Origin of the sequence: Janthinobacterium sp. 75, assembly GCF_004365495.1 — a bacterium.
GTDB lineage: Bacteria > Pseudomonadota > Gammaproteobacteria > Burkholderiales > Burkholderiaceae_D > Janthinobacterium.
Window position 1 is genome coordinate 5,275,401 of the sequence record NZ_SORD01000001.1, and the last position, 21,049, is coordinate 5,296,449.

Genomic DNA, 21,049 nt, shown 5'->3' on the forward strand with positions numbered 1-21,049 from the left:
ACACAAAGGAAATCATGATCATCAAACAGCTCTCCCACCTCGTCGCCGGCGCCTGCCTGAGCGCTCTCCTGCTGTCCAGCGCCCAGGCTGCCGCACCGCTGGTGCTGATGACGGACTTCGGCACGGCCGACGGCGCCGTGTCCGCCATGCATGGCGTGGCCTATGGCGTCGACCCCAAGCTCACCATCTCGGACCTGACGCACCAGATTCCCGACTACGACATCTGGCTGGGTGCCTACCGCCTGTACCAGACAGCCAATTACTGGCCGCAAGGCACAGTGTTTGTATCCGTCATCGATCCCGGCGTGGGCACCAACCGCAAGTCGGTGGTGCTGAAAACCAAGGGTGGCCGCTACTTCGTGGGGCCGGATAACGGCCTGTTCACCCTGATCGCCGAGCGCGACGGCGTGGCCGAACTGCGGGAAATCGATGAAAAGGTCAACCGCCTGGCAGGATCAGGCGAGTCCTACACCTTCCATGGCCGCGACGTGTATGCCTATGTGGGTGCGCGCCTGGCCTCGGGCGCCATCAGCTATGAACAGGTGGGCCCGCTATTGCCGAACGAATCGGTGGTCAAGATCGCGTATCAAAAACCTGTACGCGACGGCAATACCATCCGCGGCATCGTGCCCGTGCTGGACGTGAAATATGGCAATGTGTGGACGAATATCCCGAAAGCCCTGCTCGACGAATTGCAGGTGAAACTGCATGACCCGCTGCAAGTACGCATCCTGCACAAGGGCAAGCAAGTGGCCCAGGTCACGGCGCCGTTTGAACACACGTTTGGCGGCGTCGCCAAGGGCAAGCCCCTGGTCTATCTGAACAGCCTGCTCGATGTGGCCGTGGCCCTCAGCCAGGGTGACTTTGCGGCCAAGTATCACATCGAGTCGGGTGTGGATTGGCAAGTGGAAGTGAGCAAGTCGCCACCCGCCAAATAAATCGTCTTGCGCGGCCAGGGCATCCTGTCCTGGCCCACCTGGCGATATCCCTTGCAGGTTTGTGCCACCTCAAGTCCTGCGCTCTGCCCCCGGCGACGGCCACCTCCAGCCATCCCGATGACACCATCACGCCGCCGCGCAACGGCCAGCGACTGAACCCTGGTCCGCTGGACGGGCAAAAAAAAGAGCCTTCCGCAGAAGGCTCCTGGAATACCACGGCGCAGCGCAAGCTGGCCTTGGCCCGGTATTACTTTTGCAGGCTGACCGACGTCGCCTTCGGCGTGCGGCGCCCCATCAGGAACAGCACGGCCTTCTTCAGCATGCGGTAGACGAAGCGCACCAGCAGCAATGTCAGCACGCACTCGAGCAGGGTCAATATCATGGCCACGGCCACGGGCATGCGCGCGGCGCGGCGGTGGAACTTGGCCACTGCGCCATCGCGGGCGATTTCGATACTGTCATAGAAAGTCGGCACGACCAGCAGGGTCAAAATCGTCGAGGTGATGGTGCCGCCGATGATGGCGATCGCCAATGGACGGTAGAACTCGCCTCCCTCGCCCAGGCCCAGCGCCACGGGGAACATGCCGGCGATCAGTGCGAACGTCGTCATCAGGATGGGGCGCAGACGCATGCGGCCCGCATACATCAGCGCGTCTTCGCGGCCATGCCCCTCTTCCTCGCGCTTGCGCGCCGCATCGAGCAGCAGGATGGCGTTCTTGGCGACCAGACCCATCAGCATGATGATGCCGATAAAGCTCATCAGATTGAGGGTATTGTTGGTGATCACCAGCGCCACCACCACGCCAATCAGACTCAGCGGCAAGGACATCATCACGGCCACCGGCGCCGTGAAGGAACCAAACTGCATGACCAGGATCAAATACATCAGGCCGATACCCATCACCAGCGCGATCAGCATTTCCGTGAACAGCTCTTGCTGGTCCTGGCCTGCGCCACCGAGCGCCAGACCGTAGCCGGGCGGGAAGTCGATGGAGTTGGCCAGTTTCATGGCGTCGCTCGTCACTTCGCCGTTCGAGCGGCCCTGCGCATTGGCCGACACGGTAATCGTGCGCTTGCCATTCTTGTGCTCGATGCCGGACGGGCCCTTGCCCATGGTAATGGTGGCGATCTGGTCGAGCGGCACCATTTGCGACGTGCCCGTCACACTGATCGGCAGGCGCTCGATGTTTTCCGATGCCACGCGGTCATCGGGATGCAGGCGCACGGCCACGTCACGCGTTTCGCCCGTCGGATCGACCCAGTCGCCCACTTCCACGCCAGCAAACGCCACGCGCAACGATTGTGCAGCATCATTGACGGAAATACCCATCGAATTGGCCAGGCCACGGTTGAGCTCAATCTGCAACTCATTCTTCGGATCCTGCTCGGACAGGCCCACGTCGACGGCGCCGGGAATGGCGCGCAGCTTGTCCATATAGGCGTTGGTAATTTCCATCAGTTTGCGCGAATCAGGACCCGTGAATTCCACCTGGATGGGTTTTTGCGAACCGTTGCTCAAGTCATCCTGCACCACGTATTCGGCGCCCACCAGACGCGACATCTTCTCGCGCAGCTCGACGGCGATTTCCTTGGCCGAACGCTTGCGGGTGTTGCGCTTGCCGATGTCGACATACACGCGTCCGCCGCCCGCATTGATGGAGCTGTTGGTATCCTTGGTTTCAGGCAAGGTCCGCGCCAGCACGGCCGCCGCTTCCAGTTTCAAACGCGAGTACTCGATGCTGCTCGACGATGGCGTGCGCACATTGATCATCAAATTGCCCGAGTCGGATGCCGGCAAGAAACTCGTGCCGCCATGCGTGGCGTGCAGGACGATGGCGCCCACCAGGCTGCCGAAGGCGATGACGGCCATCCAGCGGCGGTGATGCAGTGCCCAGGCGATGACGCGGCCATAGCGGTCGGCCTGGTGGTCGAACCAGTGGTTGAAACGCTCCAGCACGCGGCCGATGCCCTTTTTCGGCGCCGAGTGTTCCTCGACCGGGTCGCCCCAGTAGGCCGACAGCATCGGGTCGAGCGTAAACGAGATGCCCAGGCTGACCAGCACCGAGCACGTCACCGTCAAGGCAAACGGACGGAACCATTCGCCGGAAATGCCCGGCATGAAGGCCACGGGAATGAAGACGGCGATGATGGAGAAGGTCGTGGCGGCCACGGCCATGCCGATCTCGGCCGTGCCTTCCAGCGCGGCCGTGCGGCGGTCCTTGCCCATCTGCATGTGGCGCACGATGTTTTCGCGCACCACGATGGCGTCATCGATCAGCACGCCGATGGCCAGCGACAGGCCCAGCAGGGTCATGAAGTTCAGGGTAAAGCCGCACAGCCACACGGCAATGAAGGCGGCAATCACGGACGTGGGCAGGCTCAGCGCCGTGATCAGGGTCGAACGCCAGGAGTTCAGGAAGGCGTAGACGACGAAAATGGTCAGCACGGCGCCCAGCACCAGTGATTCGATCACATTGTTCAAGCTATGCTGGGCGTTTTCGCCACCGTCGCGCGTCACTTGCAGTATCGTGCCTTTCGGCAAGGTCTTGTTGATTTCCGCCACCATGTCGCGGATCTTGTTGGCCACGCTGACAGTGGAGGCATCGCGCACGCGGGTAATCGATATCCCCACGTTGGGCTTGCCGCTGCGCATGCTCAGGCTGTTGACTTCGGCAAAGCCATCCTCGATGGTGGCCACTTGCGCCAGGCGCACGATTTCCTCGCCGCGGCGCTTGATCACCACTTTTTCGAAATCGGCTGGCGACTCGATGCGGCCCACCAGGCGGATGCTTTTCTCGTCCAGGGTGCCGCGCACCTTGCCCACGGGCGCGTTCGTGTTCTGGTTGCGCAAGGCGGTCACGACATCGCTGACGGAAACGTTATATTCACGCAACTTTTCCGCCCGCAGCAGCACGGACAGTTCGCGCTTCAGCGAACCGCCCACGTTGACCAGCGCCACGCCATCGACGGTGCGGAAGCGGTCCGACAGCACGTCTTCTGCCAGGCGCGAAATTTCCGCATGGCTTTGCGTATTCGACGACAGGGCCAGCTGCATGATCGGCTCGGCAGCCGGGTCGATGCGCTGCAGAATAGGCTCACGCATTTCCGTCGGCAACTTGTAGCGCACGGCGGCAATCGCATTGCGGATATTGTCGGATGCCTCGATCAAATTGGTATTGAAAGAGAACTTCAGGAAGATGCTGGCCGAACCTTCATTCGAGTCGCTGTTGACCTCGGTCACGCCGGAAATGCTTTGCAGCGACTTTTCCAGGCGGTTCACCACTTCGCGCTCGACCGTATCAGGCGATGCGCCAGGGTAAGGAATGCTGACGACGATGAAGGGCACTTCGACGTCCGGATTCTGGTTGACACGCAGTTTCTTGAGCGCAAGCAAACCGACGCACATCATGGCCAGGATCAGGACGATGGTGGCGGTGGGCCGCTTGATACTGAAATCGGAAAGGAACATGGCTTAGTTTCCTTTACCGGCAACGGCGTTGCTGCTGCTGGCCACGGCGGCGGCCGGCACGGCCTTGCCGGCCGTCAATTCCACTTTCTGCCCATCCTTGAAGGTCGAACCGGGCGTGCGCAGCACGGTGTCGCCGCTGGCCAGGCCGCTTTGCACTTCCCACTGGCCAGTGCGCACGTCGCGCGCCCCGATACGCAGCGTGACTTTGTGCAAAGCCTTGTCCTTGACTTTCCACGTGTAAGTGACGTCGCCCGCCTTCACCAGGGCCGAGTCGGGTATCATCAACGCGCTGACGGTTTCCGTCTCGATGCGCCCTTCCGCATACAGACCGGCCACGCGCGGCTGCTCCTTGTCGTTGAAATCGACCAGCACGGCCACCTGGCGGGTGACAGTGTTGGCGGCAGGATCGACGCGGCGCACCTTGCCCGCGAAATCCTGGCCTGGATAACCATTGATGCGGAACAGCACGGGCTGGCCCACCTTGACGACGCCGATCTTGTCGGCCGACACCAGGCCTTCGAGGCGCATGCTGGTCGGATCGATGACCTTGATCAATTCCTTGCCGATTTGCGCCGTATCGCCATTCGATACCTTGCGCTCGCTCACGATGCCGTCGAACGGCGCGCGCACGAGGGTGCGCTGCAGCTGCTGGCGGGCCTGGGCGGCGCGGCTTTTCGCGGCGGACAAGTCGCTTTGCGCATTGTTGCGGCGAATTTCCGCGTCTTCCAGCGCCTGCGTCGACGTCATGCCCGAGGCGCGCAGGGTTTTCATGCGCTGGAACATGCGTTCGGACTGCTCCAGCACCTGGCTGGCGGCACGGCTGGCTTCCTCGGCCGAATTGAGGCTGTCGCGGATGGACGTTTCATCCAGACGCACCAGCACGTCTCCCCGTTTGACGACTTCACCGTTTTCCTTCATGACCTGGATCACCACGGCCGATACCTCGGCGCGCAAGTCCGCGTTGCGCTCGGGCTGCACGGAACCGGTGATGACGGGACCCGACGCCAGCGCATTGCTTTGTATGGTCAGCAGGTCTTCCGGAGAGACGAGCAAATTGACGGCGGCGCCCGCCTGTTCCTTGGCGCCCTTGCCATCGCCCTTGCCAGGATCCTTGGACTCTTTGCCGCAGGCGGTCAGGGCAGAAGCGATTGCCAGAACAAACAGGGTTTTGCGCAACATGGGTAATTCTCCGGATAGATAGCACCGCTACCGTCCCGGCGGCCCGGATAGGGCTGCAGGCGTTAGCAGGCGTTTATTTTTATTAAAACCACAAGCGCCAAAGTATCCATGAGCGTGTCCGGGCATGTCAATCAACGGATTCCTGTAATGCTTTATTGAATGGATGAAACGTAGTTTTTACGCCCTGAAACGCAAAACCCCGCCTTGGGCGGGGTTGTGCGTTTCAGGGTCGAAGACGCTTAGCGGGCAAAAACGGTGTTGATCAGGAAACCGATCGCCACGCCCGTGCACAGGCCGCCGGCGATTTCCACCAGGGTATGGCCCATGCGCTCGCGCAAGGTCTTGTGCGCGGTGCTGGCCGCTTCCACGGCCAGGCGGTTGATCGCCGCCGCCTGCTTGCCCACGTGCTGGCGCAGGCTGTTCGCATCGATGATGACGATGAAGGCCAGGGTGACGGCCACGCCGAAGGCGGGGTGGCCTATGCCCTCGCGCAAGGCGATCAGGGTAGCCATGCTGGAAACGACGGCGCTGTGATTGCTGGGAAAACCGCCATTGCCGACCAGGCCGAATGCCCATTGCCGCGTGCGGACACTGTTGATCAGGAATTTGATCGGTCCGACCAGGATCCAGGTGATCAGGGGCGTGACGAGGTAAGCGATATCCACGGGGTATTCCTTCTTATATGTATAGAGTGTGTCAGGGGCTGCGGCAGCCGGAGGGGCGCGCCGCAATTATCGCAGATCATCCGCGCCAGCAGAACTGTCTGTCGTCAACCTATAAAACGCCGCCCTTGGCGGCAACTAATATAAAATCATGGCATATACAACAATTGACGTATATCAACACTGAGCGCGGCGCGCACAGCGGCGCGGATAATCAAACGTCTTTCATACTTGCAACGGGGTCCTCATGCGGCATTTCAGAATTTCCTTTTTAGTCACTTTTATCCTGATGGCAGTGTCGGGCTGGTGGGGTTACAGCCATGGCGGCATGTCAGGCATGATCCAGGCGCTGTGGATCACGGGCGTGCTGGGCATCATGGAAGTGTCGCTGTCGTTCGACAATGCCGTGGTGAATGCCTCGGTCTTGCGTCACTGGAATGAATTCTGGCAAAAACTGTTCTTGACGGTCGGTATCCTCGTGGCCGTCTTCGGCATGCGGCTGCTGTTTCCACTGGTCATCGTATCGGTGGCCACGGGCCTGGGCCTGGTCGACGTGTGGACCATGGCCACCACCACGCCGGATGTCTATGCCAAGCACCTGACGGACAACCATGCGCAAGTGGCGGCCTTCGGCGGCGCCTTCCTGCTGCTGGTCTTCCTGAACTTCCTGTTTGACGACGAGAAGGAATTGCACTGGCTGGGCTGGGCCGAGGAAAAAGTCAATGCGCTGGGCACCGAAAGCCTGGCCGTGCTGATCACCATGGGCGCCGTGGCGGCCTGCGTGGCGATGGGCCCTGCGGATGAAAAATACAGCGTGCTCGCTGCGGGCATCGTCGGCATCGCCGTCTACATCGGCGTAAACTGGATCAGCGGCTTGCTGGAAGAAGGCGAACCGGACTTGCTGGATGACGCAGAAGAAGGCGCCGCGCCAGCCAGGAACGGCAATGGCGATCTCGTCAAAACGGTGGCGCGCGGCAGCATCGGCGGCTTCCTGTACCTGGAAGTGCTGGACGCCTCGTTCAGCTTTGACGGCGTGATCGGCGCATTCGCCATCACCAACGACGTCGTCATCATCATGCTGGGCCTGGCCATCGGCGCCATGTTCGTGCGCTCGATGACAGTCTTCCTGGTGCACAAGGGCACGCTGGACGAATTCGTCTACCTGGAGCACGGCGCCCATTATGCGATCGGCATCCTGGCCTTGATCATGCTGGCGTCCGTCAAGTACCATATTCCGGAGTGGTTCACGGGCCTGTCGGGCGTGGCCTTCATCCTGGTCTCGCTGTGGTCGTCCCTGCGTTATCGCAAACGGCACGCGGCACAAGCTTGAAATCGGGGGGCTCGCCCCCAATTGAGAGAGTAATGGCACGAGCGCCTTGCGCTCATCCCATGAAGGTATGTTTGAGTTATTTAATAAAAAGGAGCACCACATGGCAATCAGTTTGCAAAAAGGCGGCAACGTCAACCTGAGCAAGGAAGCACCGAACCTGAAGAAGATCATCGTCGGCCTCGGCTGGGATCCTCGTTCCACGGACGGCGCCACCTTCGACCTTGACGGTAGTGCTTTCCTCCTGAAAAGCGACGGCAAAGTCCGTGGCGACTCTGACTTCATCTTCTACAACAACCTGAAGTCGACCGACGGTTCCGTCGTCCACACGGGCGACAACACCACGGGCGAAGGCGAAGGCGACGATGAGCGTATCGAAATCGACCTGTCGCGCGTACCGGCCGACATCGACCGCATCAGCGTCACCGTCACCATTCACGACGCCGACGCGCGCCGCCAGAACTTCGGCATGGTCTCGAAAGCCTTCATCCGCTGCCTGAACGCGGAAGGCGAAAAAGAAATCGCCCGCTACGACCTGTCCGAAGACAGCTCGACGGAAACGGCGATGATCTTTGGCGAAATCTACCGCTACAACGGCGAATGGAAGTTCAAGGCCATCGGCCAGGGCTTCAATGGCGGCCTCGGCCCTCTGGCCCGTTCGTTCGGTGTGAATGCCTAAACGTTTTATGCGCTAAACACAGCCGCCTGGACGTACTCAGGCGGCTTTTTTTTGGAGATTTATCATGCCAGTATTTAGTGTCACCGGCGACGTCGATCCCTTCCTTCACGTCAGCATGAAGCAGGGCGAAACCATCTATTGCGAATCCGATGCGATGGTGATGATGGAAACGGCGCTGGACTTGAAAGGCAAAATGACCGGCGGCTTGGGCAGTGCCATCATGCGCCGCTTCGCGAATGGCGAATCGTTCTTCCAGCAGCATATCGAAGCGGTGCGCGGCAGTGGCGACTGCCTGCTCTCGCCCACCCTTCCAGGCGCCATCGAAGTGGTCGACGTGGGCGCGCGCCAGTACCTGCTCAACGACGGTGCCTTTGTCGCCGCCACCTCGGGCACGGAAATGAAAGTGCGCACGCAAAGCATCGGTAACGCGCTGTTCGCCCAGTCGGGCGGCTTCTTCGTCATGGAAACAGCCGGCACGGGGCAAGTGGTGGTGTCGGGCTTCGGCTCCATGTTCCAGCTCGACGTCGAGCCGGGCAAGGATGTCGTGATCGACAATTCCCACGTGGTGTGCTGGGACAATAGCCTGAAATACGAGATTTCCGTGACCACGGGTGGCGGCGCCAACGGCGGCGGCATCGGCGGTTTCCTCGGCAATATCGTCAATAGCGTGACCAGCGGCGAAGGTATCGTGCTGCGCTTTTCCGGCTCGGGCAAAGTGTTTATCTGCTCGCGCAACCGCGACGCATTTTTGAAATGGACCGCCAGCGGCAAAGCTGGCTGATTCCCTCTATCTAAGGCCAGGTTAAGTCTGGCTATATAGACTTCCCGCGCGCGCACCTGCGCGCGGCTTCCCCTATTTCCACCCGGTCCCCGTACATGCAAAGAGTCTGGTTCAACAAAACATTTTCCTCGGTCGGCACGGCCATGCGCCTGATCCGCGAGGCCGATATGGCCGCAACTGGCGGCCAGCCCCGCTACCACATCGTGTGCAGCAATACGAACGCGCATGCGGCGGCCTTTTTGTCGGCCCACGAATATGCGGTCGAACCGTCGGGATTAACGGGCCTCAATTATGTGGAGTGGTGCCTGGAATTCTGCCGCGACCGCAACATCACGATTTTCTGGCCCGGCAAGGAAGCGGGCCTGATCGGCAGCGCCAGCTCGCGTTTCGCCGCCCTCGGCACGCGCGTGCTCAGCGTGGCCAGCGAAGAAACACTGACCCTGATGCACGACAAGGCGCGCTTCTGCGACGGCCTCGATCTGCCGATGGCGCGCCCAGCCGACTACCGTGCCGTGACGACCATCGCGGAATACGACGCCGCCTACGCCGAGCTGCGCCCGCTGCACCGCAAACTGTGCATCAAGCCGTCCGAATCCGTGTATGCCCTGGGCTTTGCCATTCTCGATGAAGAGCGCACCAGCGCCCAGCTGTTGCTGGCCGGCGCCGCCTACCAGATCAATGCGCAAGAGCTGCGCAGCGGCCTGGCGCAGATGGAAACGTTCAAGACCCTGCTGCTGATGGAATACCTTGACGGCCACGAATACAGCGCCGACTGCGTCGCCGATCAGGGCAAGCTCATTTGCGCCGTGCCGCGCAAGAAGCTGCATGGCGGTGGCAGCGGCCAGCTGATCGAGCTGCGCGCCGACTTGCTGGCAGCCTGCGACAAACTGGCGCGCGACTACCGCCTCAATGGCGTCTTCAACATCCAGTTCCGCGAAGGCGCGAACGGCCTGGCTTTGTTGGAAATCAACCCGCGCATGTCGGGCGGCATCGGCATGGCGTGCGCGGCAGGTCCGAACCTGCCCTACCTGGCGCTGGCCGGTTTCGACCAGGGCTTTGACAAGCTCACCGTGCCCGCCATCCACGAAGGCATGCGCGTGGGCGAAGCCGCCTACGCCGTGGAGCTGCCATGAACTTCGTCAAGCAGCAGATGCCCACGGGCGAGCTGACCTTGAAAGTGGACGAGGCGCGCTTTCCGCTGGACTGGCTGATCGGCTATGCCGCGCGCGCCAACGCGAAGCGCGGCTTCCTGTTCCTTTCCAAGGTGCTGGGCAAGCACTGGCCCGTCACGCCGCGCGCCATGGAAGCCATCCACGACGACCTGGCAGCGCAAATCCCCCCCAGCCTGCCCGGCCCCGTGGTCTTCATCGCCATGGCCGAAACGGCCGTCGGCCTGGGCCAGGGAGTGTTCGAAGCGTGGTTGCGCGCCAATCCGAACGGCAAGGCCCTGTTCCTGCACAGCTCGCGCTATCGCGTGGGCAGCGTGCCCTTCTTCGAATTCGAGGAATCGCACAGCCACGCACCGCGCCAGTTTTTACACCTGTCGGTCGCGGCCAGCGCGCTGTTTTCCACGGCGCGCAGCCTGGTGCTGATCGACGATGAAGCGTCGACCGGCAACACCTTCGCCAACCTGGTGCAAGTGTGCCGCGCACGCTATCCGCAGCTGGAAAAACTGCACCTGGGCGTGATCACCAATTTCATGGGCCAGGCAGCCAACGCGGGCCTCACGCAGCGTTTCGGCCTGCCCACCACCATAGGCGCGGCGCTATCCGGCCAGTACACTTTCCAGGCCGGCGATGCGCCGGCTCCGATAGCGGCCAGCGCGCAGCGTTTCGAGGCGAATGAAGAAAGGGGTGCCAGCCCTGCCTTCGGCCGTATCGGCGTGGGACGCGCCTTGACGCCGCCGCAAGGCCTGGCGGTGCAGCTGGCGCAAGAAATCGGCGCGGGCGACTCCGTGCTGGTGCTGGGCACGGGCGAATTCATGCACCCGTCGTTTTTGCTCGCGCGCGAGCTAGAAGCGCTGGGCAAGAACGTCGTGGTGCAATCGACCACGCGCTCACCGATTTTGTCGTGGGGCTCCGTCGGCCATATCGTCCGCTGCGACGACAATTACGGCGAAGGCATCGCCAACTATCTGTACAACGTGGCGCCTGGCCAGTACCAGCACGTTTTCATCTGCCATGAAACCCCGGCCAGTCCGGCCCTCATGCAACTCGCCGGCCAGTTGAACGGCCGCCTGTTCCACTTTCAGTCAGAGACCAAAATTGAAGAAATTCCTGTTTGTTGATCTGGACGACACACTGTTCCAGACCCCTAAGAAATGCGTCGGCGCGACCGACCTGCAAGCCGCCGCCTACCTGAAAAATGGCGACGCCTGCTCGTTTACGACGGCGCGCCAGCGCGCCTTCTTTGAATTCGCACAAAGCGGCATGACCCTGATTCCCGCCACGGCAAGGAATGGCGACGCCTTCCGCCGGGTCGACCTGCCGTTTACCAGCTACAGCGTGCTCGACTACGGCGGCATCGTGCTGCAGCCTGGCGGCGCGCTCGACGCGGGCTGGCTGGCGCTGATGCAGAACGACATGCAGACGGCGCTGCCCGGCCTGCAGGACGCCATGCGCATCATCGACGATTTCCAGATCAAGGCAGGCATGCCCTCGCGCGCGCGCCTGATCGAGGATTACAACACGCCTTTCTACATCGTCGTCAAGGACCATGAAGCGCGCGGCGAGCGCCTGGCCGACATCGAGGAGCAGGTGCTGCAGCAGTGGATCGCCACCGAAGGCGCCGACTACTTCATCCACCGCAACGGCAACAACCTTGCCGTGCTGCCGAAGACCCTGAACAAGGCGCGCGCCGTGGCCTACCTGCGCGCGGAACTGGAAGCCGAGCATGGCCCCATCGTCAGCTTTGGCATGGGCGACAGCCGTTCGGACGCGCGTTTCATGGCCGAATGCGACTACGCCATCATCCCCAACGGCACCCAGCTGGCGGCACTCACGGTGGCGGCGCTATGACCGAAGGCACGCAGCATTTCAGCGGCAGCTACCGACAGGAAGATGTGGAGTTCCTGCTCACGCCTATGGCGCTCGAACCCATCCTCGACCTGGCCGAAAAGGAGCGTTTGATCCAGTCGGGCCAACGCCACTACAGCGAAATGCTGTCGCCGGAATCCCTGCCCTCGCCGGCCTACCTGGCGCTGTTCCAAAGCGCGTTTGCCGCCAACCGCCTGCAGATGGCGCGCGACTGCCTGCGTCTGGCGGCCCTGATCGCGGCGCGTCGTACCGGCGCCATCACCCTGGTGTCGCTGGCGCGCGCCGGCACGCCCGTGGGCGTCATCCTCGGTCATTTGCTGCGCCAGTTGTTCCAGCGCGAGTGCAGCCATTATTCCGTCTCCATCATCCGCGACCGCGGCATCGATGCGAACGCCCTCAAGCACATCCTGGCGCAGGGTCATGGCGACGCTTCCATCGTCTTCGTCGATGGCTGGACGGGCAAGGGCGTGATTTCGCGCGAACTGCGCCAAACGGTCAAGGATTTCAACGCCGCGCAGGGCACGTTGATCGACGGCGGCCTGTTCGTGCTGTCCGACCTGGCCGGCACGGCCGCCTGCGCCGCCTCGGCCAGCGACTACCTGATCCCGTCGAGCATTTTGAATGCCACCGTCTCGGGCCTCGTCAGCCGCTCCGTGCTCAATGAAGCCATCGGTCCGGACGACTTCCATGGCTGCGTGTACTATGCGCAGTTCGAGCAGCACGACCAGTCGCGCGATTTCGCCGACGGCCTGGTGGCCGACGCCATGGCGATCGCCGCCAGCAGCGGCGTTCCGCTGGCCGAGGCGAGCGATGCGCCAGCCATGGCGGCCCGCTCGCAAGCCTACATGGCGCAAGCGCAGCAGGAATACGGCATCAGCGACATCAATCTGATCAAGCCAGGCATCGGCGAAGCGACGCGCGTGCTGCTGCGCCGCGTGCCCGAGCGCCTGATCGTGCGCGACACGAATGCGCCGGACGTGGCACATTTGCTGCTTCTGGCGCAGGAAAAAGCCATACCCGTCACCGTAGAACCGGCGCTGCCCTACCAGGCGGTCGCCCTTATCAGGAGCGCAGTCGATGGATAACAACTCCCTACACCCACAAAGTGAGCATAAAGCGGCGCTGGGCGCCTCCATGTATGTGCCGACCACGCACAAGGACTTGCTGGCGATCGCCAATGGCGACAAATTCAGTCATTTGCGTTCGGTCATACTTTGCACCGAAGACGCCATCGCGGAGCGCGACCTCAGTTACGCGCTGTTCAATTTATCGCTGGCGCTGCAAAACATGTGCGACGAATCGGATACCCTGCGCTTCGTGCGCGTGCGCAATCTCGACGTACTGGCGCGCGTGCTGGCCATGCCCGGCGCCGACAAATTGAGCGGCTTCGTGCTGCCCAAATCCACCCGCCACAATTTCGCCGCGTATTTCGAGCTGGTGCGCCACACGCATCATTTGCTGATGCCGACGCTGGAAACGGCGGAAGTGTTCGACGACGAGGAAATGAAGCAGTTCCGCCTCCTCCTGTCGGCGCCGGAAGTACGCCGCCGCATCCTGGCCCTGCGCATTGGCGGCAACGATTTACTGGCCCTGCTGGGCCTGCGCCGTCCCACCAGCGGCACCATCTATCAAACGCCGCTGGGGCAAGTCATCGGCCGCCTGGTCACCATCTTCAAGCCGCACGGCTTCCAGCTGACGGCACCCGTCTTCGAGCACTTGTCGCAAGGCAGCTGGCTGGACGCCGAAGTGGCGCAGGACATGGCGCACGGCATGATCGCCAAGACGGCCATCCACCCGGACCAGGTGCCGCAGATCGAGCGCCACTACCAGGTGGCCCAGTCGGACATCGAACTGGCACTGCGCATCATCGACCCGGACAGCCCGGCCGTGTTCCGCATGCAGGAATCGATGTGCGAAGTGGCGACCCACTCCAGCTGGGCGCAGCGCATCATCGAGCAGGCGCGCCTGTTCGGCATCCGCCATGCGGCCGACGGCGCTGCGGCGCCCGCCCCTCATTTGCATCACTCATTGAATACTCAACTCTCCAGCGACGAAGGGACTGCACGACCATGACCAATTTCACACGTGGACAAAAAGGCAAACTGGCTGACCTGGGCTTGAATGGCCCGTTTGCCGTCACGCTCGATATCGTTTCGGGTTCGATGGAAGTGGACGTCAGCTGCTTCGGCGTCGATGCGGCCGGCAAGCTGTCGGACGACCGCTACATGGTGTTCTTCAACCAGAAAAGCGCGCCGGACAACGCCATCACGGTGGACTTGAACGGCCCCCGCTCCACCTTCCAGGTGGACCTTTCCCGCCTGCCCGCCTCGATCGACAAGCTGGTGTTCACGGCGGCGACGGAACAGGGCAGCATGCGCGCGCTGGGCAACTCCAGCATGGCGCTGGGCCAGGCCGCCACGTTTGCCTTCACGGGTAATGACTTCCAGGATGAAAAAGCCGTCATCATCGGCGAACTGTATCGCCGCGACGGCAGCTGGCGCTTCGGCGCCGTGGGCCAGGGTTTCGCCGGCGGCCTGGCGGCGCTGCTGAAGCACTTCGGCGGCAGCGAGGCGGGGCAATCGGCTCCTGCCCCTGCACCGATTCCCGTCTCCACACCAGCGGCCCCGCCGCCAGCGAATAAAATCTCGCTGTCGAAAATCCGCCTGGAAAAGCGCGGCGACAAGATTTCGCTCGACAAGCGCGACAGCGGCGGCTATGGCCGCATCCGCGTCAACCTGAACTGGAACCAGAACGCCGCGCAAGGCCAGGCGCCAGCTTCGAAACTGGACACGGGCTTCCTCGGCAAGCTGTTCAACAAGCCAGCCGGCCGCGCGGGCGGCATCGACCTCGACATCGGCTGCCTGTTCGAAATGAGCAATGGCAGCAAGAGCGCCGTGCAGGCGCTGGGCAACAGCTGGGGCGCCTACGACCGGCCGCCCTACATCCATCTGGAAGGCGACGACCGTACGGGCAGCATCAGCAGCGGCGAAAACATCTTCATCAACGGCAGCCATTTCGACCAGATCAAGCGCGTGCTCGTCTACGCCTTCATCTACGAAGGCGTACCGAACTGGGCCGCCACGGATGGCGTGGTGACGATCGAGATTCCCGGCCAGCCTACCGTGGAAGTGCGCCTTGACACAGACAGCTCGCACGCCATGTGCGCCATCGCCATGCTGGAAAACCACGGCGGCAACCTGCAGGTGACAAAATTGGTGGAATACTTCGGCGGCCAAGGTAAAATCACGGCGCACCAGGCCATGGACGAGCGCTACAATTTCGGACTGAACTGGAAAGCCGGACGGAAAGACTGAGTGTACGTACACCACTAGCGGAAGGCTGGGGTCAGACCCGCCGGGACTCGGCGTCCCCGTCTGACCCCGGGTTTTCCTCAATTTAACGATAAAAGTCAACATGACCCCTACGACCAAAAAAGTCACCTTCGCCTTCGCCATCTTCCTCGTGGCCGGCTTCCTGCTGCTGGCGGCCTACACGTGGATGGCCCTCAGCTTCTCGTACTCGGAAGGCGAACGGGCGGGCTACCTGCAAAAGTTCTCCAAACGGGGCTGGATTTGCAAGACATGGGAGGGTGAATTACTGCTGACGGCACTGCCGGGCACCATCCCTGAAAAATTCCAGTTCAGCGTGCGCGACGAGGAAGTGGCGAAGCAGTTGTCGGCCGCCGCCGGCAAGCGCATCCTCGTCACCTACAGCCAGCACAAGGGCGTGCCGACGCAATGCTTCGGCGAGACCGAATATTTTGCCGACAAAGTCGTACTCAGCCAATAATAAGACAGTAATACGACCGCAAGTCCAGCAACTCCAGCAACTCCAGCAGCATCGCGCCGGCCAGCCATACTCGTGCCGGCGCCATTCCCCTCCCCTTCAGCCACCGATTCCCTGCCAGCAAGAAATGCATGGCGCGGCTGGCGCGCCTCACACATTCTCACTTTCTTATACACTAGGGCAATTAGTTCTGACTGAGACATTTTACTAATGTAGTAAATGTGCGTGATTATTGCGCTATCGCATGTTGCCCAGCCAGCCGACCTTCAGCCTGCATCATCACCGGAAATTTCATGCGCATCCGCCATTCTGTCCTGGCCTTGCTGGCCGCCTCGCTCCCCCTGTCCGTCCAGGCACAGGACCTGTCCGGCATGGCCGGCGCCCTGAAAGTCAGTTCGACCAATGAGCGCACCTTTGTTGCCGCCATCAGCTACACGCAGCCAGTGGGCAACTACAACGCCGTCAGTCTGTCGTACATCAACGAAGGGCACCCGGAAGACCATCACCGCGACGGCATGGCGGGCCAGTTCTGGCTGCGCACGAAAAAAGTGGACCAGGGCCTGATGCTAGGCGCCGGCGTGGGCCGCTATTTCTTCTTTGACACGGCCAGAACCGACGACGGCCTGCACAACTTCGACAATGACCACGGCTGGGGTTCCATCGTCAGCCTGCAGGCGCGCTGGCAGTTCGACAACCGCTGGTATGCGCAAGCGCAAATCAACCGCATCAAGCCCGATGGCAAGGACAACACCACGCACCTGCTGATCGGCGCCGGCTACCGCTATGACGGCGTGCCAGGCGCCAAGCTGCACCTGCAGAACTGGGCCCACGACGACACATTGACGCTATCGACGGGCCACACCATCGTCAACAGCTTGCGCTCGGAAAGCGCGCGCCCGTTCACCCTGGAATACCGGCGCGCGGCGGGAGAATACGTGGACTGGACGGTCACCGCCCTCGATGAGGGCAATACCGACCTGGCGCACCGGCGCGGCGTGGCCGCCCAGCTGTGGCTGATCCGTTCGCTCAATGAAAAGGTGGAATTCGGCATGGGTGGCGGTCCCTACCTGGCGTGGGACGGGCGCGACACCCAGGGCCACAGCACGCGCCTGACAGGCTTGCTGTCGGCCACTGCCCGCTACCACCTCGACCGCCGCTGGGTGGCGCAAGTTGCCTGGAACCGGGTGGTGACGGATTACCACCGCGATGCGGATGTGATTTTGGTGGGAGTGGGGAGAAAGTTCTGATAGAGAAACGTAAAAAATCTCGCTCTTCCACTAAAGTAACGATACCGAACAAAACCATAGCGAGCGGCAGTGATTTGTGGCCGAGAAGCGCAACCGTACTCTAGTACGGTGAGCATCGCCGGGCGCAAAGCGCGCCGCGCAGTAGGTTTGGTTCGGTATCCTGCCTAGCGCGAACGCCAGACGGCACCTGCCTCGTTAGGCTGCGTCAAGCGCTCAATCACTTCGCGCGTCAGACTCGCCGAGCTCACTTGTTCGGCTTTCGCACGGGCGGCGCTCAAGGAGCTGGAAAAGACAGTTTGCGGCTGCTCCAGGCTGGCGCGCAGGGCGGCCAGTTCGCGCTCTTGCTGCTGCGCGCGCGCCGTTTCCAGGTCCAGCAATTGCTGCTTGGCCGCAGCCATCGCGCGCGTGGTCTCGGCGGCCTTGCGCTGCAGGGCCGCATGGGCCTGGGCGCTGGCCAGCAAGGCTTGCTGCGCGGCGAGTTTCTCGCTGGCCGCTTGCTGCGCGGTCCGTTCCAGCTGCTCGCGCTGGCGCATGGCGTCGAGCGCCTGCTGTTCCGTGGCGGCGCGCGATTCGGCGGCCGCCGTCGCCTGCTTTTCCGCTTCCAGACGGCCGGCGATGGCTTGCGAGGCGCGCTCTTCGGCACTGCTGGTCTGGCGCTGCTGCACCAGTTTTTGCGCGATCAGCGCCAGCGACTCGCGCTCGGCGGCGACGAAATCGCGTTCGGATGCCAGCAGTGCGTCGGCTGCCAGGGCTTTGTCTTCTTCCACGCGGGCGCGCTCGCTATGCACCTGGCCCAGTTCCACGGCCAGGCGCGCCTGCGCCTGCACGGCTTGCGCGGCAGCGGCTTTCTGCTCGCCCTCGACCAGCGCCTGATCCATCAGGATGCGGATAGCGTCGGCTTCCTTTTGCGCCGCTTCCCGCAAGGCCTGCTCGGCCGCATGCTGGCCGCGCAGCAGTTCAGCTTGCGCGCCTTCGGCGGCGATGCGTTCCTGCGCCGCGTTGAACGCCAGCGCTTCCGCTTCCAGTTTCTCTTTCAATGCCACGATGGCGGCTTGTTCGGCAGCCAGGCGCTCCTGCTCGGCTTGCAGCAATTGCTCTGCCTGGCGGGCTTTTTCCTGCGCCAGTTGCGATGCCTGCGCCTGCATTGCCACTGTAGCCTTGCCGGCATCGACCTCGGCCTGCTCGGCATCGTTCTGGATGGCAGCCAGTTCCGACGCCTGTCGCGCCAGTTCGGTGCGTTCCTGCGCCAGGCTGGCGGCGCGCTGCTGCTCTTCCAGTTCACGGGCCGCTGCTACGGCGGCTGCCTGCTCAGACGCTTCGCGTGCCCTGGTTTCTTCGAGGGCGGCCGTTTCCGCTTCCAGCTTGGCGTGGCCGGCGATTTCCGCATCCTGTTCGGCGGCCACGCGGGCCAGCGCCACGGCACGCAACTGTCGGTCCACCTCGATGCGCGCCTCGGTGGCGGCAAGGATGCGCACGTCGGCATCGCGGCGCGCCTGCGCGCTGGCGACGGCGACCATTTCCAGGCGCTCGCGGTGGATGGCTGCGTCGCGCAATTCCTTTTCCGTCTGCAAGCGCAGACGCAGGGACTGCGCCGCATGGCGTTCCGATTCCGCCTGCGCCAGGGCGATGGCTTCGCGTTCCTGTTCCAGGTGCGCCAGCGCACGCGCTTCTTCCAGGGCGCGCACTTCGGCGGCTGCCCGGTTAAAGGCCGATTCCAGCGCGATCTGGTCGGCGCGCTCGCGCTGCACCGTCAAGTCCAGCGCTTCGCTTTCCGCTTCGGCCAGCATCTGCGCCGTCTGGCGCGCACCGTGCGCATGGCGCTCGCGTTCGCGCGCCAGCACGGCGACTCGGGCATCGGCCGAGGCGATACCCACCATTTCATCCTTGGCCGCCTGCACGGCGGCGACGCGCTCGACGGCTTGCAGGCGGGCCTGCTCCGTCTGCACCTGCAATTCTTCGGCGGCGCGGGCGGCCTGTTCGGCCAGCTCCGACTGCACGGCCACCTGCTCGCTGGCGCGCAAACGGCTTTCCTGCTCGGCGCGCGAACGCTGCTCGGCAGCCAGGCGGATGGCATTATCGGACTCCACGCGGGCGCGCAGTTCGGCCGTCTCCTGCTTGACCGCTTCCAGACGGGCCACGCTGGCTTGCGCGGCGGCGCGCATGGTATCGAGACGTTCGCGGTTGGCGGCAATGGCTTCTTCGGCGGCCTGCGCATTTTGCTGTGCGGCGGCGGCGGCGGCGGCATCGATGGCGGCGCGGTCCTCGGCCAGCGAGCGCACGCGCGCCTCGGCCAGCGCGCGGCTTTCGGCGGCACAGGTGGCCTTCGCTTCCGCCTCCACGCGGGCAATCGCCTCGTGGATAGCTTTCAATTCCATTTTTTGGCGTTCGGCGACAGGCGACTTGCTGTCGGCTTCCGCTGCCGGCTCGGCTTGCAGTGCTGGCGTGTTGGCGACAACGGGCGCTTCCGCCTTGCGCTCCAGGTCCTTGAAATCATGCAGCGAGACCAGGCTGTCCTGGTCGAACTCGTCGTCGGCGGAATACGCGACGGTGAGGGAGGCGGCCTGGCGCTGATTTTGCTGTGCTTGCATGATTTCTCGCTTATTCGGGTGAATTCCGTTGCTTATGGGAATTTATTAACACCATTATCGAGCAAGCACATGCAAATCAGCACGGCAAGAAGAGCGACTTTTACCGCTCTTTTCAGGATTTGGCTGGGATTTAAGCGTCCGAGAAAATGCTCAGGGCAAGGCGCATTGCCGAAGGCAGTGCGAATAGTACGCCTAGGCAATGCAACGCCGCCATAGGCGTTTTATCGCGCGCTTAAATTGGCCAGAGCGGCGCTTCGTCCATCAGGGCAACTTGCTCCCTGAGTTCAAGGATGCGGTCTTGCCAGTAGCGCTGCGTGTTAAACCACGGGAAGGCAACGGGAAAGGCGGGGTCGTCCCAGCGGCGCGCCAGCCAGGCCGAATAATGGATCAGGCGCAGCGTGCGCAGCGCTTCGACCAGGTATAGCTGGCGCGGGTCGAAATCGCAAAAGTCTTCGTAGCCGGCCAGGATGTCGCTCATCTGGCGCACCATGTCACCCCGCTCGCCAGACAGCATCATCCACAGGTCCTGGATGGCCGGGCCCATGCGGCTATCGTCGAAATCGACGAAATGGGGACCTGCGTCCGTCCACAGCACGTTGCCGCCATGGCAATCGCCATGCGTGCGCAGCACGGCCACGTCACCCGCGCGGTCATAGCAGCGCTTGACGCCATCGAGCGCCTGCTGCGCCACGCTGGAATACGCGGCCAGCAGTTCGGGCGGCAGGAAATTTCCCTCCAGCAAAAACTCGCGCGGCTCGACGCCGAACGTCTGGTGATCGAGCGCCGGCCGCTCCTTGTAGGTGGACAGTGCGCCGACGGCATGGATACGGCCGATGAAGCGCCCTGTCCACTCCAGGGTGGCAGGGTCGTCCAGCTCGGGCGCGCGGCCTCCGTGACGGGGGAAGACGGCAAAGCGGAAGCCCTGGTACTGGTGCAAGGTGCTGCCATTGATTTCCAGCGCCGGCACCACCTGGATTTCGCGTTCGACCAGCTCGGACACGAACGCGTGTTCTTCCAGGATGGCCGTATCGCTCCAGCGCTTGGGGCGGTAAAACTTGGCCACCAGGGGCGCGCTGTCTTCGATGCCCACCTGGTAGACGCGGTTTTCATAGCTGTTGAGCGCCAGCAGGCGGCCATCGCCGCGCAGTCCCACGCTATCGAGGGCGTCGAGGACGCAATCGGGGCTCAGAGCGGAAAAGGGATGGACGGGCCGGTCGTCCTCGTGCGGCTGGTTTTCATTGTGCATAAGCGACATTGTAAGGCGCGCACAAAAAATCATGCTGATTACACCTGAGAAAACCCTCGCCAGTGGGAGGAAGTTGGCGTCGAGAAGCGGAACTGTACTTTGGTGCAGTGAG

Annotated in this window: 17 protein-coding genes; 12 read left to right on the forward strand and 5 right to left on the reverse strand. The window is 62.6% G+C overall.

What is annotated here, in order from left to right:
* Positions 1–14: 14 nt before the first annotated feature.
* Positions 15–938, forward strand: a complete 924-nt coding sequence (locus C8C89_RS24070) for an S-adenosyl-l-methionine hydroxide adenosyltransferase family protein (RefSeq protein WP_133992993.1) — start codon at positions 15–17, stop codon at positions 936–938.
* A gap of 247 nt (positions 939–1,185) precedes the next feature.
* Here the strand turns inward: C8C89_RS24070 and C8C89_RS24075 are convergent, their stop codons facing one another.
* The 3 genes from C8C89_RS24075 to C8C89_RS24085 all read right to left on the reverse strand — a co-directional run bounded on the left by C8C89_RS24075 (position 1,186) and on the right by C8C89_RS24085 (position 6,251).
* Positions 1,186–4,407 carry an efflux RND transporter permease subunit gene (locus C8C89_RS24075; protein WP_133992995.1) on the reverse strand — a complete coding sequence of 1,074 codons (3,222 nt, stop codon included), beginning with the start codon at positions 4,405–4,407 and terminating at the stop codon, positions 1,186–1,188.
* A 3-nt stretch (positions 4,408–4,410) separates the two neighbouring features.
* Complete coding sequence (locus C8C89_RS24080; protein ID WP_101480268.1) at positions 4,411–5,586, reverse strand: efflux RND transporter periplasmic adaptor subunit; 1,176 nt, start codon at positions 5,584–5,586, stop codon at positions 4,411–4,413.
* 239 nt (positions 5,587–5,825) lie between these two features.
* Positions 5,826–6,251: a divergent PAP2 family protein gene (locus tag C8C89_RS24085; RefSeq protein WP_133992998.1), complete on the reverse strand. Its 426-nt coding sequence runs from the start codon at positions 6,249–6,251 to the stop codon at positions 5,826–5,828.
* A 244-nt stretch (positions 6,252–6,495) separates the two neighbouring features.
* On the opposite strand from C8C89_RS24085, the gene C8C89_RS24090 reads away from it, so the two are divergent.
* The 11 genes from C8C89_RS24090 to C8C89_RS24140 all read left to right on the forward strand — a co-directional run bounded on the left by C8C89_RS24090 (position 6,496) and on the right by C8C89_RS24140 (position 17,103).
* Positions 6,496–7,578: a DUF475 domain-containing protein gene (locus tag C8C89_RS24090; protein WP_133993000.1), complete on the forward strand. Its 1,083-nt coding sequence runs from the start codon at positions 6,496–6,498 to the stop codon at positions 7,576–7,578.
* Positions 7,579–7,678: 100 nt separating this feature from the next.
* Positions 7,679–8,254: a TerD family protein gene (locus tag C8C89_RS24095; protein WP_034759261.1), complete on the forward strand. Its 576-nt coding sequence runs from the start codon at positions 7,679–7,681 to the stop codon at positions 8,252–8,254.
* A gap of 64 nt (positions 8,255–8,318) precedes the next feature.
* Positions 8,319–9,035, forward strand: a complete 717-nt coding sequence (locus C8C89_RS24100) for a TIGR00266 family protein (RefSeq protein ID WP_101480265.1) — start codon at positions 8,319–8,321, stop codon at positions 9,033–9,035.
* A 95-nt stretch (positions 9,036–9,130) separates the two neighbouring features.
* Positions 9,131–10,168 (forward strand): ATP-grasp domain-containing protein, encoded by a 1,038-nt coding sequence (locus tag C8C89_RS24105; protein ID WP_133993002.1) that lies wholly within the window; start codon positions 9,131–9,133, stop codon positions 10,166–10,168.
* Positions 10,165–11,322: a phosphoribosyltransferase domain-containing protein gene (locus C8C89_RS24110; RefSeq protein WP_133993004.1), complete on the forward strand. Its 1,158-nt coding sequence runs from the start codon at positions 10,165–10,167 to the stop codon at positions 11,320–11,322. Before C8C89_RS24105 ends, C8C89_RS24110 begins: the two co-directional genes overlap by 4 nt.
* Positions 11,300–12,052: an HAD family hydrolase gene (locus C8C89_RS24115; RefSeq protein ID WP_133993006.1), complete on the forward strand. Its 753-nt coding sequence runs from the start codon at positions 11,300–11,302 to the stop codon at positions 12,050–12,052. Before C8C89_RS24110 ends, C8C89_RS24115 begins: the two co-directional genes overlap by 23 nt.
* Positions 12,049–13,155, forward strand: coding sequence for a cysteine protease StiP family protein (locus C8C89_RS24120; protein ID WP_133993008.1), 1,107 nt, complete (start codon positions 12,049–12,051; stop codon positions 13,153–13,155). Before C8C89_RS24115 ends, C8C89_RS24120 begins: the two co-directional genes overlap by 4 nt.
* Positions 13,148–14,143 carry an HpcH/HpaI aldolase/citrate lyase family protein gene (locus C8C89_RS24125; protein WP_101480260.1) on the forward strand — a complete coding sequence of 332 codons (996 nt, stop codon included), beginning with the start codon at positions 13,148–13,150 and terminating at the stop codon, positions 14,141–14,143. The genes C8C89_RS24120 and C8C89_RS24125 overlap by 8 nt, the downstream gene beginning before the upstream one ends.
* Positions 14,140–15,384: a TerD family protein gene (locus C8C89_RS24130; RefSeq protein ID WP_133993010.1), complete on the forward strand. Its 1,245-nt coding sequence runs from the start codon at positions 14,140–14,142 to the stop codon at positions 15,382–15,384. Before C8C89_RS24125 ends, C8C89_RS24130 begins: the two co-directional genes overlap by 4 nt.
* Positions 15,385–15,484: 100 nt before the next feature.
* Positions 15,485–15,859, forward strand: a complete 375-nt coding sequence (locus C8C89_RS24135) for a hypothetical protein (RefSeq protein WP_070224711.1) — start codon at positions 15,485–15,487, stop codon at positions 15,857–15,859.
* Between the two features lie 290 nt (positions 15,860–16,149).
* Complete coding sequence (locus C8C89_RS24140) at positions 16,150–17,103, forward strand: hypothetical protein (protein ID WP_133993012.1); 954 nt, start codon at positions 16,150–16,152, stop codon at positions 17,101–17,103.
* 164 nt (positions 17,104–17,267) lie between these two features.
* Here C8C89_RS24140 and C8C89_RS24145 read toward each other — a convergent pair whose 3' ends face one another.
* A complete protein-coding gene (locus C8C89_RS24145) occupies positions 17,268–19,691 on the reverse strand; it encodes a hypothetical protein (RefSeq protein WP_133993014.1) in 2,424 nt (807 codons plus the stop codon).
* Positions 19,692–19,923: 232 nt separating this feature from the next.
* Complete coding sequence (locus C8C89_RS24150; protein WP_101480257.1) at positions 19,924–20,937, reverse strand: serine/threonine protein kinase; 1,014 nt, start codon at positions 20,935–20,937, stop codon at positions 19,924–19,926.
* Between the last annotated feature and the right edge of the window lie 112 nt (positions 20,938–21,049).

Coding starts and splice junctions, on each gene's coding strand:
- C8C89_RS24130 (WP_133993010.1), top strand. CDS start 14,140: ATGACCAATTTCACACGTGGACAAAAAGGCAAACTGGCTGACCTGGGC.
- C8C89_RS24105 (WP_133993002.1), top strand. CDS start 9,131: ATGCAAAGAGTCTGGTTCAACAAAACATTTTCCTCGGTCGGCACGGCC.
- C8C89_RS24080 (WP_101480268.1), bottom strand. CDS start 5,586: ATGTTGCGCAAAACCCTGTTTGTTCTGGCAATCGCTTCTGCCCTGACC.
- C8C89_RS24100 (WP_101480265.1), top strand. CDS start 8,319: ATGCCAGTATTTAGTGTCACCGGCGACGTCGATCCCTTCCTTCACGTC.
- C8C89_RS24120 (WP_133993008.1), top strand. CDS start 12,049: ATGACCGAAGGCACGCAGCATTTCAGCGGCAGCTACCGACAGGAAGAT.
- C8C89_RS24090 (WP_133993000.1), top strand. CDS start 6,496: ATGCGGCATTTCAGAATTTCCTTTTTAGTCACTTTTATCCTGATGGCA.
- C8C89_RS24125 (WP_101480260.1), top strand. CDS start 13,148: ATGGATAACAACTCCCTACACCCACAAAGTGAGCATAAAGCGGCGCTG.
- C8C89_RS24135 (WP_070224711.1), top strand. CDS start 15,485: ATGACCCCTACGACCAAAAAAGTCACCTTCGCCTTCGCCATCTTCCTC.
- C8C89_RS24145 (WP_133993014.1), bottom strand. CDS start 19,691: ATGCAAGCACAGCAAAATCAGCGCCAGGCCGCCTCCCTCACCGTCGCG.
- C8C89_RS24070 (WP_133992993.1), top strand. CDS start 15: ATGATCATCAAACAGCTCTCCCACCTCGTCGCCGGCGCCTGCCTGAGC.
- C8C89_RS24075 (WP_133992995.1), bottom strand. CDS start 4,407: ATGTTCCTTTCCGATTTCAGTATCAAGCGGCCCACCGCCACCATCGTC.
- C8C89_RS24150 (WP_101480257.1), bottom strand. CDS start 20,937: ATGCACAATGAAAACCAGCCGCACGAGGACGACCGGCCCGTCCATCCC.
- C8C89_RS24110 (WP_133993004.1), top strand. CDS start 10,165: ATGAACTTCGTCAAGCAGCAGATGCCCACGGGCGAGCTGACCTTGAAA.
- C8C89_RS24140 (WP_133993012.1), top strand. CDS start 16,150: ATGCGCATCCGCCATTCTGTCCTGGCCTTGCTGGCCGCCTCGCTCCCC.
- C8C89_RS24095 (WP_034759261.1), top strand. CDS start 7,679: ATGGCAATCAGTTTGCAAAAAGGCGGCAACGTCAACCTGAGCAAGGAA.